Here is a 12,678-nt window from a genome sequence, read left to right on the forward strand (position 1 = left end):
AGTATGAATCTTTCATCCCAGAAGAGCGCGATCGCACTCTCCGCGTCCGCGGCCGCGCTGCTCATGCCGGTTTCCGCGTTCGCCGAGGACGGCGCCGCCGGTGCGGACATCCTCATCCCTAAGATGGCGGAGTTCATCCCGGCGCTTATCGCCTTCCTGATTATCTGGATCGTGCTGGCCAAGGTCGCCCTGCCGGGCATCATGAAAACCATGGAGGAGCGCGGCAAGAAGATCGAGGAGAGCCTCGACGAGGCCGAGAAGACCAAGCAGGAGGCTATCGCCAAGCGCGCTGAGTCCGACTCGATCGTCACCGACGCCCGTCGTCAGGCTGCCGACATCGTTCTCGAGGCCCGTAAGGACGCCGAGTCCGAGCGCGCCCGTATCATCGAGGTTGCTCACAAGGAGGCCGAGGAGATCATCGCCAAGGCCCATACGACCGTCGAGGACGAGCGCAAGTCCATTTACGCCGGTGCCGCGAGCTCCATCGCCGACCTGTCCGTTGCCGTCGCCACCAAGATCGTGGGCGAGGCACTCGAGGACGATGCCGAGCAGAAGAAGCTCATCGAGCGCTACATCCAGGAAGCAGGTAGCCTGAATGCCGACTAGCCGCTATCAGGACAAGGTGCTCGAGACCTACGCGCGCTCCCTTCTGGAAGCCGCTAAGGCCGAGAACCATGTGTTCGAGGACCTCGAGATGATCGAGCGCTTGGCTTCTGCCAGCCCCGAGATCATCGCCGTGCTCGACACCATGTCCAAGCGCGACCAGCTCGACCTTCTTCCCAAGGTGGCAGCTGCCTTTAAGTATGTTGCCGAGGAAGACGAGGATGTAGTGGGCGTGACCGTCACCACGGCGATCCCGCTCGACGACGAGCTGCGTCAAACCATCACTAAGAAATGCGAGCAGGACTTCGGCCGCAAGGTATTCCTTATCGAGCAGGTCGACCCGTCTATCGTGGGCGGCCTGGTGCTCGAGGCCCGCGGCGAGCGTCGTGATATTTCCGTCAAGACGCAGCTGCGCATCGCGCAGGAGACCCTCGCAAACTCTGCTAATTCGTACGGAGGTGAAGCCTAATGTCCGAAACCCTCAATGCCCAGGATATCGCCAAGAAACTGCAGGAGCAGCTCACGAGCCTCTCCGCGACGGTCGATACGCATGAGGTTTCAACGGTCGACGAGGTAGGCGACGGCATCGCGCGCGTCTCCGGCCTCAAGAGCGCCATGGCAGGCGAGCTTCTGGAGTTCAAGAGCTCCGATACCGGTGAGACCGTCTTCGGCCTTGCCCAGAACCTTGACCGTGACGAGGTCGGCGCCGTTCTGTTCGGTGCCGTCGACTCCATCAAGGAAGGCGACGAGTGCCGCACCACTGGCCGCATTATGGATATCCCCGTGAGCCGTGCCATGCTCGGCCGCGTCGTCAATCCGCTCGGCCAGCCCATCGACGGCCTGGGCGACATCGTCGCCACGCACCGTCGCCCCATCGAGTTCAAGGCTCCCGGCGTCATCGATCGTACCCCGGTGTGCGAGCCGGTTCAGACCGGTCTGCTCGCTATCGACTCCATGGTGCCTATTGGCCGCGGTCAGCGTGAGCTCATCATCGGCGACCGTAAGACCGGTAAGACCGCCATCGCCATCGACGCTATCCTCAACCAGCGCGGCAAGGGCATGGTCTGCATCTATGTCGCCATCGGCCAGAAGGCCTCCACGGTTGCCAACATCCGCGAGACCCTCGCTCAGCACGGTGCGCTCGACTACACCATCATCGTTTCGGCCACCGCTGCCGATTCCGCCCCTATGCAGTACATCGCGCCTATGGCCGGTGCCGCTATCGGCGAGTTCTTCATGTACAACGGCGAGGACGGCAAGCCCGCCAGCGAGACCAACCCCGGCGGCCACGTGCTCGTCATCTACGACGACCTGTCCAAGCAGGCTGTGGCCTACCGTCAGATGTCGCTGACGCTGCATCGTCCGCCCGGACGCGAGGCCTATCCTGGCGACATCTTCTACCTGCACTCTCGTCTGCTCGAGCGTGCCGTCAAGATGTCCAAGAAGAACGGTTACGGCTCCATGACGGCACTGCCGATCATCGAGACCCAGGACGGCGACGTCTCGGCCTACATTCCGACCAACGTCATTTCCATTACCGATGGTCAGATCTACCTGCAGTCCGAGCTCTTCTTCCAGGGTCAGCGCCCGGCAGTCGACGTGGGCATCTCCGTGTCCCGCGTCGGTGGCGATGCGCAGACCAAGGCCATGAAGCAGGTCGCCGGCAACCTCCGTCTGGACCTTGCTTCGTACCAGGAGCTCGCCGGCTTCACGCAGTTCGGCTCCGACCTCGACGAGGCCACGCAAAAGCAGCTGACCCATGGTGCTCGCATGACCGAGCTCCTGAAGCAGCCGCGTTACAAGCCGTTTGAGGTTGGCGAGCAGATCGTTACGCTGTTCGCTGGCAACGAGGGCTTCCTGGATGACCTGGAGATCGCCGACGTGCTGCCCTTCCGTGCCGAGCTCATCGAGTACATGGACAATGGCTTTGGCTCGCTGCTCGACAAGGTTCGCGCCAAGAAGATCGATGATGACACCAAGGCTGAGCTCTTGCGCGTCATCGGCGACTTCAAGCAGCAGTTCATGGCCAAGCACCATTCGGATGTTTCTGGATCAGAGGAGAACTAAGCCCCATGGCTAACCTTCGCGACATTAAGAAGCGAATCTCCTCGGTTACCACGACCAAGCAGATCACGCGCACGATGGAGATGGTCTCTACGGCCAAGATCCGTCGTGCCCTCGATCGCTCCAAGCAGGCCGAGCCCTATAAGGAGGCGCTGACCGACGTCATGTTGACGGTCGCCGGCGACGCCTCCTGTTCGGGCACCGATCCCATGCTGCAGAAGCATGAGAGCGTCAAGCATGGCCTGATTGTCGTTATTGCCTCGGACCGCGGCCTTGCCGGCGGTTTCAATACGACGGTGGAGCGCACGGCCGAAAAGCTCGCCGCTTCTTGGGCGAACGACGGCATCGAGTGCGAGATCATCGCGTGCGGGCGTAAGCCGGCCACGTATTTCCGTGACCGCGCAAACGTTGTCATGCACTTTGAGGGCAACTCCTCTGAGCCCGATTTCAATCAGGCCCGCATGATCTCCTCTCATATCTGCGATGCGTATCGTGCCGGTGAGCTTGACCGTGTCGAGCTTGTCTACCACCACGCCAAGAACCGCGTGGATCAGGAGCTTCGCGTCGAGCATCTGTTGCCGCTCGACCCCGAGATGATCGCTATGGCCCACGGTCCGCGTAAGAACGAGACCGACGCCCCTAAGCGCATCTCGTCCACGTTCGAGTTCGTGCCCTCTCCCGAGCATGTTCTCGGCAAGCTTGTGCCGTCTTACATCCTGACGGTCATCTACCAGGCCCTGATCGATTCGGCGGCTGCCGAGCAGGGTGCACGCCGCAAGGCCATGCACTCCGCGACGGAAAACGCCACCGCGATCATCTCGACCCTTACCCGCACGTATAGTCGCGTGCGCCAGGCTTCGATCACGACCGAGATTAACGAGATCGTCGGCGGAGCCTCAGCATTGGAGGAACAGTAATGGCTAATAACACCGTAAAGCTTGCGGTCGAGGAAGCCACCAAGAAGACGACTGCCGGTGATGGTCGCATCGTGCGAATCATCGGCCCTGTCGTCGACGTCAAGTTTGACGGCGCGGTGCCCCCGATCTACAACGCGCTCACGGTCGAGGCCGAGACCCCGATCGGTCATCTGAGCACGATCCTCGAGGTCGAGAGCCAGCTTCCGGGCGGCGTCGTCCGCACGGTCGCCATGTCCTCGACCGACGGCCTGCAGCGCGGCCTCATCGCCACCGATACCGGTGAGCCCATGAAGATGCCCGTTGGCCCCAAGACGCTCGGCCGAATTTGGAACGTTATGGGCAAGCCCGTCGACGGCAAGCCCATGCCCGAGGTGGAGGAGTTCTACCCCATCCACCATGCAGCGCCCCGCTTTGACGAGCTCACCACCAAGACCGAGATCTTCGAGACCGGCATCAAAGCTGTTGACCTGCTCGAGCCCTACATCCGTGGCGGCAAGACGGGCCTGTTCGGCGGCGCCGGCGTCGGCAAGACCGTTCTGATTCAGGAGCTCATCAACAACCTCGCCCAGGAGCACGGCGGCACCTCGGTGTTCACCGGCGTCGGCGAGCGTACCCGCGAGGGCACCGACCTGTTCCTCGAGATGAGCGAGTCTGGCGTTATCGACAAGACCTGCTTGGTCTATGGTCAGATGAACGAGCCGCCCGGAGCGCGTCTGCGCATCGGTCTGGCCGGCCTTACCACCGCTGAGTACTTCCGCGATCGCGGCCAGGACGTTCTGCTGTTCATCGACAACATCTTCCGCTTCTCCCAGGCAGGTTCCGAGGTTTCCGCACTGCTGGGCCGTATGCCGTCCGCCGTTGGTTACCAGCCCACGCTGGCAACCGAGATGGGCGACCTCCAGGAGCGTATTACCTCGACCAAGACGGGCTCCATTACCTCCGTCCAGGCTGTCTACGTCCCCGCAGACGACCTGACCGACCCGGCGCCTGCCACGACGTTTACGCACCTCGACGCCACCACGGTTCTTTCGCGTAGCATTTCGTCGCTTGGCCTGTTCCCGGCTATCGACCCGCTCGCATCTTCCTCCGACGCTCTCGATCCCTCGATCGTCGGCGAGGAGCACTACCGTGTCGCCGTCAAGGTCCAGGAGCTCCTGCAGGAGTACTCCGACCTTCAGGACATCATCGCCATTCTGGGTATGGACGAGCTGTCCGAGGAGCAGCGCCTTACGGTCAACCGTGCCCGTAAGATTCAGCAGTTCCTCTCGCAGTCCTTCCACGTCGCCGAGAAGTTCACCGGCAACCCCGGTGTCTACGTCCGCGTCGAGGATACCGTCCGCTCTTTCGCCGAGATTGTCGACGGCAAGGCCGATGACCTGCCCGAGCAGGCTTTCCGCTATGCTTCCACGATTGAGGACGTGCGCGAGCGCGCCCGCAAGATGGGGGAGAAGTAGGTTATGCGTATCCGCATCGTGTGCCCCGTGAGCTGCGCCTATGAGGGCGACGCTGCGTTTGTGTCGATTCCGTCCACGGATGGCGAGTTTGGCGTCCTGCCTGCTCACTCCAGCGAGATCTGCACGATCGACCGCGGTTACGTTCGCGTTTCCGATAAGGCCATGGGCACTGTCGACCACACGTTTGCCGTGGCCGGCGGCTATGCCCAGGTTGCGGACGATGTCGTGACCGTTCTCGCCGAGCGCGCTTGCGATTTGGCGACCGTCGATGCCGACAAGCTTAAAGCTGATATTCAAGGTTTTGAAGAGAAGCTGGGTAATTTGTCGGAGGATGATGCACGCCGCGCCTACCTCTATAATGAAATCGCATGGTGTAAGCTCAAGCTTGCCCAATAGTCAAACGATTTAGCGTTCGACCATTTGCGAACACATCATGCCCGGGATGGCCCAGCCACCCCGGGCATGCTTTTTGAAAGGGTAGACCTTGGATATTATCCGCGTTGAGGGTGGCCACGCCATCGGAGGCTCCGTGCCCGTCTCGGGCGCCAAGAACTCCGCGCTCAAACTCATGGCGGCAACGCTTCTGGCGCCGGGCAAGACGACGCTGCAGAACGTGCCCGATATTTCCGATGTCCACGTGATGGGCAAGGTGCTCAAGGGCATGGGCGCTACGATCGATGTTCTCGACGAGCACACGCTCGAGATTGATACCTCTCAGGTCGATTCATGGGAGGCCCCCTACGAGCTCGTTGCCAAGATGCGCGCTTCCACCGCCGTCATGGGACCCCTGCTGGGCCGCTTCCATCGCGCCAAAATTGCCATGCCGGGCGGCTGCAACCTGGGTGCTCGCAAGATCGATATGCACATTCTTGGTCTTGAGGCCCTGGGCGTTGAGTTCGATACCGCCCACGGTTACATCAACGCTAATGCGCCCCAAGGTCTGCGCGGTACCACCGTCACGCTCGAGTTCGCCAGCGTCGGTGCGACCGAGAACCTCATCATGGCCTCTGTGCGCGCACAGGGCACCACAGTTATCGACAATGCCGCCCGCGAGCCCGAGATCGTCGATCTCGCTAACATGCTCAACGAGATGGGCGCCAAGATTGTTGGCGCCGGTACGCCCGTCGTGACGATCGAAGGCGTGGAAGAGCTCCATCCCGTTACCCATCGCGTGGTGGGCGACCGCATCGAGGCCGGTACCTTTATCGTTGCCGGTGCGTTGATGGCCGACGATCGCGGTGTCGATGTCACGGGCATTTGCCCCATTCACTTGGGCATGGTGCTCAAGAAGATGGAGCTCATGGGTATCGACTGCGAGCGCGTCGAGGATGGCGTCCATGTGAACCGTGCCGAGCGTATCAAGCCGGTCGACATCCAGACGCTTCCGTTCCCCGGTTTCCCGACCGACATGCAGGCGCAGATTATGGTGCTCTCCGCCCTTGCCGACGGCAGTTCTGTTATTACCGAAAACATCTTCGAGAATCGCTTTATGTTTGCCTCTGAGCTGGTGCGCATGGGTGCCGACATTCGTATCGAGAGCCATCATGCCATGATTCATGGCGTCAAGGGCTTCTCGGGTGCACAGGTTACCTCGCCCGATCTGCGCGGCGGAGCGGCCCTCGTCGTAGCGGGCTTGATCGCCGACGGGACGACCGAGGTTTCGGCTATCCATCACATCAAGCGCGGCTACGAGCAGTTTGTCGAAAAGCTGCAGGCGCTCGGCGCGCATGTCGAGCATGCTACCGTCCCCGATCCCGTCATCTACTAATACAGGTTGCCTATGTTTAATAAAAAGCCCCTCGCAGATACCACCACCCGAAGACCCTCAACTGGTGCGCAGGCCAAGATCTACAGTCGCGATAACGTGGCTCGCTATTCCGAGCGCGCTCGCCAACGTCGTCGTAGCCACACGATTCGTCACGTCGCGCTCATTGTCGTGCTTGGCGTGCTGTTGAGTGCCACTACCGCTGCCGGCCTGTGGTTTGCCACCATTATGGGCAAGCTCGGCGATTCTAATGTCATTACCGACAATCTGCGTCGGGTTCTGGTTGACACCGATGAGGCAAAGGATCCGTTCTACGTGCTGCTTCTTGGCACCGACGGCCGTCCGGGCGAGGATACGTATCGTGCCGACTCGATTATCCTGGCACGCATCGACCCCACGCAAAAGCAGGCGACGCTCATTTCCGTTCCGCGCGACACCAAGGTCGAGTACAAGGGCGAGACCATGAAGATCAACGCCTGCCATACCGTTGGCGGCGCCGAGGCCATGGTCGAGGCGGTCAACGAGCTGTGCGGTGTTCAGATTTCCCACTATGCCGAGGTCAGCTTCGACGGTATGCAGGCGCTGATTGATTCGGTTGGCGGTATCGACATTAACGCAACCGATGATGTTGACGACCCCGAGCACCTGGATATTAAGATTACCGCTGGCCAACAGCATATGGACGGTGCCACCGCCCTTACCTATGCCCGCTGCCGCTACACCTATGCCGACGGCGATTACACGCGCATGCGCCACCAGCGTCAGGTGCTTGGCGCCCTTGCCAACCAGATTCTCAATAACTTCGATGCCACGAAGATCTTTGGCCTGGTTAATTCGCTGTCCGATATGCTCGTAACCGATATGAGCGTTCAGGATATCGTGGCTACGGTCAATGCCATGCGCGGTATGGATGTCGACGGTATCTACTCGGCCAACCTGCCCTCGTACGCCGACGACAGCACCATGATCGACGGCGTGAGCTATGTCTTTGTCTACGAAGACGAGCTTAAGGAAATGATGGCCCGTGTCGACGCCGGCAAGGACCCCAAGGGCCCCAACACCATGGGTCTTTCCGACGGCTCCAGCTCCACGATCGGTGACCTCAGCAACAACACGTCTGACGACTACGCAAACGGTACCGCAACCTCATCGGTCAGCTCTGACGATTCCGATGACTCAAGCGATTCGAGCGATTCGGACTACTACGAAGAGCCCACCGGCGACGGCAACGGCTACGAAGCCAACTACTAAGTTACGGCGTTTTACCAAACGCCGTAACGACTCGACGCTGCGCGCCGCCCAAGGCGACAATTTGTCATTCAAAAGGCAGGGCATGACCAGAAGGTCAATGCCCTGCCTTTTGAATGACAAATTGTTCGCCTTGGACGTCGCTCGCTGACGTTGGCTCAACCTGCGATGTTGACTACTCCCCTTGTATCAAAAACCGCCCCGTTCTCTGTAGAGGACGGGGCGATTCGTCTTTTGGGCTTATGCAGCCAGGCTTATGCGAAACGGGCGACGAGCTCCTGCAGGACGTCGGTCATCTTGACGAGCGAACTGACCGGGACAAACTCGTTGACGCCGTGGTAGCAATAGCCGCCGGTGGAAAGGTTGGGGCAGGGCAGACCGCGGAACGACAGCTGCGCGCCGTCGGTGCCGCCGCGAATCGGCAGCACTTGGGGCTCAACGCCGCAGGCAAGGTAGGCTTCCTTGGCAACATCAATAAGCTCGGGATAGTCACGAACGATCTCGGCCATATTTCGATACTGCTGCTTAATCTCGACCGTCACGCGCTTGTCACCCAAGCGCTGGTTGAGCATCGAGGCGGCGGCATCAATAAGGTCGAGTTTCTGCTGGAACTTGGCTGCGTCATGGTCGCGGACGATATAGCGCGCTGTGGCGTGATCGACGGTTGCAGATACACCCTCAAGGTGATAAAAGCCCTCGTAGCCTTCCGTATACTCCGGGCGCTGCACGTAGGGGAGCAACGCGTTGAAGTCGCAGAACAGATTGCCTGCGTTAACCATACGGCCTTTGGCGTCGCCCGGGTGGATGGACTGGCCCTCAAAGCAGACGGTCGCCTCAGCGGCATTAAAGCACTCCCACTCCAGCTCGCCGATGGGGCCACCGTCGACCGTGTAGGCATACTTGCAGCCAAAGGTATCGATATCCAACAGCTCGGCTCCGTGGCCGATCTCCTCGTCAGGGCAGAAGCAAATGCCGAGTGCGGGATGGGGCAGAGAAGGGTCCTGAGCGATACGCGCGACAAGCGACATGATCTCGGCGACGCCTGCCTTGTCGTCCGCGCCCAGCAGCGTGGTGCCATCGCTGCAGACCAGGTCCTCACCCGCGAGGTCGTTCAGGGCGGGAAGCTTGGCGGTACTCATGGCAACGGGCTTACCGTCAACCGTGCCGCAGACCAGGTCGCCGCCTTCGTAGTGCACGATGTGCGGCTTCACGCCGGCGCCCGGTGCAACTTCGGTGGTGTCGAGATGGGCGATCAGGCCCAGGGCGGGCTTGTCCTCAGCGCCCACACTTGCGGGGATATGCGCGCAGACATAGGCGTGCTCGGTCACGTGGGCATCTTCCGCACCAAGCTCGCGCAGCTCTTCAGCCAGCACGTTGGCAAGGTCAAACTGAACGGCGCTCGAGGGTACCTGGTCGCAGTTTGCATCCTCGGACTGCGTGTTGATCTGGACGTAGCGCAAAAAGCGCTCGAGGACATCGGGGTTCGTGGTGGTGTTTTCCATAAAGACCGCTCCAATCTTGGTCGTCGTGTGCAACAAGAACTCTAGCACGGTATGCCACGGCATACCGCGACGCTTGGATGGGGTAGAATCAGCCAATGAATGCAGAAGGGACGGAAGATCATGGATACGACAAATAGCTCGCGCGAACTACATCTGACGGTGGCGAACGAAGACTACTTGGAGTGCATGGTTCGCATTGAAAGCGAAGAGGGGGAAACCAACGGCGTGCGATCGGTCGACATCGCGCAGCGCCTTGGCGTCTCCAAGGCATCGGTCAATAAAGCGGTTTCGGCGCTCAAAGCATCCGAACTTGTCGAGCAATCGCACTACGGCAAGGTAGTCCTGACCGATCGCGGCCGCGAGGTTGGTACGGCTATCTGGTACCGTCATCGCCTCATCCGCACGTTTTTGGTTCAGGAGCTCGGTGTCGAATTTGAGCGAGCCGATTCCGAGGCCTGCATGATGGAGCATGCGCTATCCGAGGACACGATGAACCGCTGGCTCGCCTATCTCGAAAAGCAGGGAATCAGCGTCGAGGAATAGCGGGATATATATGGATACGAGTTATTACAACCGCTTTGGTGCCGAGGAACTTACGCGCCGCTTGTCGAGCGAGACCTTGTTGGCGCAGGGCCCCATGGGCAGTGTTCTGTTGAGTGAGTACGATGCCGCCGACATTCCACCGGCGTTTTGGAATCTGGCAGAGCCGCAGACCGTTTCTCGTATTCATCGCTTGTATGTCGCCGCCGGCGCGCAGGTGCTCATTACCAACACCTTTCAGGCATCGAGCTATGCCCTCAAGCACGATCAGATTGCGCCGTCCGTGGCGGAGGTCAATCGCGGGGCCGTCGACGATGCCCGCCAGGCGCACCCTCAGCTGCTACTGGGCTCGATGGGCCCGATCGGTATTGAGTGGTTTGCCGAAGACTCTGTCGAGTATCGTGAAATCCGAGGCATTGCGCGCGAACAGGCGCACGCCTTGCTCAATGCTGGTGTTGACGGTCTGCTGATCGAGACGGTGACGTCTATCCGTAATTTGCAGCCCACGCTTGCCGGCGCCCGAGATGCCGCCGACGGCATGCCTGTCCTGGTGAGTTTTGTCGTTGACGATAAAGGCGACCTGTTGGGCGATGGCCTCAACATCGAGGCAGCCGTTTTGTACGCCGAAAAACACGGCGCAAACTCGGTTGGTGTTAATTGCTGTTCGCTTGCGGCCGCGAACGCGGCGGTGCCCAGGATGGTTGCATCGGCGACTACTCCCGTCACGGTGCGTCCCAACGTAGGCGATCCGGTCCAGACTCAGGATGGCCCCGTATGGCACGAGAACCCCGAAGCTTTCGCGCGCGCATGCATCGAATGGAGACATGCCGGTGCCGCAATGGTGGGCAGTTGCTGTGGAACCACGGCAATCACTACGGCAGCGATGGCCGAGGCGCTCGATATATAAAGGGCAAAACCGCTCCATACGGGGCGGTTTTTTTTATTGCCTGCATGTCCTCGGCAGCATTTGCCCAAATGGTGAATGCTGGTACCGGCAGGTTGCCGGGTGCGTGCTGCGGGTATACCTCATGCGTACCATGATCCAAACACTGCGAGGTGTCTGCGCGTGTGCGCGATAATTCATTTTGGAACTGACGGTTGGCGCGCCCGCGTCGACGACGACTTTACCGTCGACAACGTTGCCCGCATTGCCGATGCCGTCGGCGAGTTGTGGCAAAAGATCAATCCCGGCAAAACAGTATATATAGGGTTCGACACCCGGCCGCAGGCGCGCGAGTTTGCTGAGCTTGCGGCAGGCGTGCTTGCCGCTCACGGATTGGACGCAGTGCTCGCATCTCGGCCTGTTCCGACCCCCGCCCTTACGTGGGCGGCGGCGTATGACGGCGAGGCCTGCGGTGCGCTCATGGTGACGGGATCCCATCATCCGCAGGGGTATCTGTGCCTTAAGCTGCGCATGGGAGATGGCTCGACGGCCAATCAGGATGTCATCGAAGAGCTCGAAGAGACTATGGCCCCCGAGCCGATGGGGATCGAGGAACGCTATCGCACCGCGGATATTATTCCTGACTATATGCAGGCGGTGGCATCGTTTGTCGATGCCGAGGCCATTCGAGCCGCTCACCTGCGTGTGGTAGTTGACCCCATGGGCGGCGCGGCCCAGGGATATCTTGCCGACCTGCTGCGGGAGCTAGGCGTCGAGGTGCATGAGATTCATGCCGGACAGTCGTCCGATCAAGAGGACATTTGCCCCGACCCTGTTGAGCCGTGGGTGGACGCTTGCGAGCGTGCGGTTGTCGAGGACGGGGCGTGTGCAGGCCTGGTGACCGACGGCGATGCCGACCGTATCGGTGCGGTCGACGAACGCGGTAGATATATTCATCCGCATCAAATCATGGCGCTTGTTTTGGGCGACCTCGTTCAATTCCGCAATTTGGAGGGGCGTGTCGTCGTCAATCTCTCGTGCTCGACGCTCGTGCGTCGCATTGCCGAGGCGCTTGGCTGTCGTGTGACCGTTAAGCCGGTCGGTTTCAAATATATAGCTGCAGAGATGAAGAAGGGCGGCGTCCTCATGGGAGGCGAGGAGGCCGGCGGTATCGGCATCGCCGCGCATATGCCTGAGCGTGATGGAATCCTTGCTTGTCTGATTCTGTGTGAGCTTATGGCAAAGACGGGCGCGCCTTTGGGCGTTTTGGTCGATCAGCTCGAGGCCAGTTTTGGTAAGACGAGCTATGGGCGTCGCGATTTGCGCCTTGAGGCCGAAGACGCCGAATCGCTGCGAACGCTGCTTCCTGGCATGAATCCTAAATCGATTTGCGGCAAGGCGCCGCAGGCTGTAAGCCATATGGATGGTTTACGTTTGGCATTCGAGGATGACACCTGGCTGCTGATCCGCCCCAGCGGGACCGAACCGGTGGTTCGCGTATACGCCGAGGGGTTCTCGGTGGAGGAGCGCGATGAGTTGCTCGATGCCGGCTGTGCCTTGGCTAAGGGAGCCTATCAGCTTTAGCCATATGACGCTTCACTATAAAGAGGCCCTCGGTGAGCGGTAGAGAACGGCTGGCAAACGTAAGCAGGGTTTTAATATGTGTAGGAAATGTGTACGCCCAGATTCCCGCCCCCGGCGC

The 12,678-nt window shown here is 60.3% G+C and carries 12 protein-coding genes; 11 read left to right on the plus strand and 1 reads right to left on the minus strand.

Annotation, left to right across the window (positions count from 1 at the left end):
• Positions 1–3 precede the first annotated feature (3 nt).
• The 8 genes from atpF (at position 4) to DWV20_RS02390 (ending at position 8,054) form a co-directional block, all read left to right on the plus strand.
• On the plus strand, positions 4–606 hold the full coding sequence (gene atpF / locus DWV20_RS02355) for a F0F1 ATP synthase subunit B (RefSeq protein WP_118256292.1): 603 nt from the start codon (positions 4–6) through the stop codon (positions 604–606).
• Positions 596–1,072 (plus strand): FoF1 ATP synthase subunit delta, encoded by a 477-nt coding sequence (locus DWV20_RS02360; RefSeq protein WP_006235713.1) that lies wholly within the window; start codon positions 596–598, stop codon positions 1,070–1,072. Before atpF ends, DWV20_RS02360 begins: the two co-directional genes overlap by 11 nt.
• Complete coding sequence (gene atpA / locus DWV20_RS02365) at positions 1,072–2,670, plus strand: F0F1 ATP synthase subunit alpha (protein ID WP_035138794.1); 1,599 nt, start codon at positions 1,072–1,074, stop codon at positions 2,668–2,670. Before DWV20_RS02360 ends, atpA begins: the two co-directional genes overlap by 1 nt.
• Before the next feature lie 5 nt (positions 2,671–2,675).
• Positions 2,676–3,584 carry an ATP synthase F1 subunit gamma gene (gene atpG / locus DWV20_RS02370; protein WP_006235716.1) on the plus strand — a complete coding sequence of 303 codons (909 nt, stop codon included), beginning with the start codon at positions 2,676–2,678 and terminating at the stop codon, positions 3,582–3,584.
• Positions 3,584–5,038, plus strand: coding sequence for a F0F1 ATP synthase subunit beta (gene atpD, locus DWV20_RS02375; RefSeq protein WP_006235717.1), 1,455 nt, complete (start codon positions 3,584–3,586; stop codon positions 5,036–5,038). The genes atpG and atpD overlap by 1 nt, the downstream gene beginning before the upstream one ends.
• 3 nt (positions 5,039–5,041) lie before the next feature.
• Entirely contained in the window at positions 5,042–5,434 is a 393-nt protein-coding gene (gene atpC / locus DWV20_RS02380; protein ID WP_006235718.1) for an ATP synthase F1 subunit epsilon, read from the plus strand.
• A gap of 88 nt (positions 5,435–5,522) precedes the next feature.
• Positions 5,523–6,806, plus strand: coding sequence for a UDP-N-acetylglucosamine 1-carboxyvinyltransferase (gene murA / locus DWV20_RS02385; RefSeq protein ID WP_118256293.1), 1,284 nt, complete (start codon positions 5,523–5,525; stop codon positions 6,804–6,806).
• Between the two features lie 12 nt (positions 6,807–6,818).
• On the plus strand, positions 6,819–8,054 hold the full coding sequence (locus tag DWV20_RS02390; protein ID WP_118256294.1) for an LCP family protein: 1,236 nt from the start codon (positions 6,819–6,821) through the stop codon (positions 8,052–8,054).
• A gap of 251 nt (positions 8,055–8,305) precedes the next feature.
• On the opposite strand, the gene pepT is transcribed toward DWV20_RS02390, so the two are convergent.
• Positions 8,306–9,553: a peptidase T gene (pepT, locus tag DWV20_RS02395; protein WP_117766202.1), complete on the minus strand. Its 1,248-nt coding sequence runs from the start codon at positions 9,551–9,553 to the stop codon at positions 8,306–8,308.
• A gap of 120 nt (positions 9,554–9,673) precedes the next feature.
• Here pepT and DWV20_RS02400 point away from each other — a divergent pair, with 120 nt between their 5' ends.
• The 3 genes from DWV20_RS02400 to DWV20_RS02410 all read left to right on the plus strand — a co-directional run bounded on the left by DWV20_RS02400 (position 9,674) and on the right by DWV20_RS02410 (position 12,560).
• Positions 9,674–10,096 carry a metal-dependent transcriptional regulator gene (locus DWV20_RS02400; protein ID WP_035138800.1) on the plus strand — a complete coding sequence of 141 codons (423 nt, stop codon included), beginning with the start codon at positions 9,674–9,676 and terminating at the stop codon, positions 10,094–10,096.
• A 10-nt stretch (positions 10,097–10,106) separates the two neighbouring features.
• Positions 10,107–11,000, plus strand: coding sequence for a homocysteine S-methyltransferase family protein (locus tag DWV20_RS02405; RefSeq protein WP_117766200.1), 894 nt, complete (start codon positions 10,107–10,109; stop codon positions 10,998–11,000).
• Positions 11,001–11,159: 159 nt separating this feature from the next.
• Positions 11,160–12,560, plus strand: coding sequence for a phosphoglucomutase/phosphomannomutase family protein (locus tag DWV20_RS02410; protein WP_117758466.1), 1,401 nt, complete (start codon positions 11,160–11,162; stop codon positions 12,558–12,560).
• Positions 12,561–12,678: the final 118 nt, after the last annotated feature.

Origin of the sequence: Collinsella sp. AF02-46-1 (assembly GCF_003465825.1) — a bacterium.
Lineage (GTDB): Bacteria > Actinomycetota > Coriobacteriia > Coriobacteriales > Coriobacteriaceae > Collinsella.

Bases quoted from the DNA above. Each gene is read 5' to 3' on its own strand.
- atpG (WP_006235716.1), top strand. From the start codon at position 2,676: ATGGCTAACCTTCGCGACATTAAGAAGCGAATCTCCTCGGTTACCACG.
- DWV20_RS02360 (WP_006235713.1), top strand. From the start codon at position 596: ATGCCGACTAGCCGCTATCAGGACAAGGTGCTCGAGACCTACGCGCGC.
- pepT (WP_117766202.1), bottom strand. From the start codon at position 9,553: ATGGAAAACACCACCACGAACCCCGATGTCCTCGAGCGCTTTTTGCGC.
- atpC (WP_006235718.1), top strand. From the start codon at position 5,042: ATGCGTATCCGCATCGTGTGCCCCGTGAGCTGCGCCTATGAGGGCGAC.
- DWV20_RS02405 (WP_117766200.1), top strand. From the start codon at position 10,107: ATGGATACGAGTTATTACAACCGCTTTGGTGCCGAGGAACTTACGCGC.
- atpA (WP_035138794.1), top strand. From the start codon at position 1,072: ATGTCCGAAACCCTCAATGCCCAGGATATCGCCAAGAAACTGCAGGAG.
- atpD (WP_006235717.1), top strand. From the start codon at position 3,584: ATGGCTAATAACACCGTAAAGCTTGCGGTCGAGGAAGCCACCAAGAAG.
- DWV20_RS02400 (WP_035138800.1), top strand. From the start codon at position 9,674: ATGGATACGACAAATAGCTCGCGCGAACTACATCTGACGGTGGCGAAC.
- atpF (WP_118256292.1), top strand. From the start codon at position 4: ATGAATCTTTCATCCCAGAAGAGCGCGATCGCACTCTCCGCGTCCGCG.
- DWV20_RS02390 (WP_118256294.1), top strand. From the start codon at position 6,819: ATGTTTAATAAAAAGCCCCTCGCAGATACCACCACCCGAAGACCCTCA.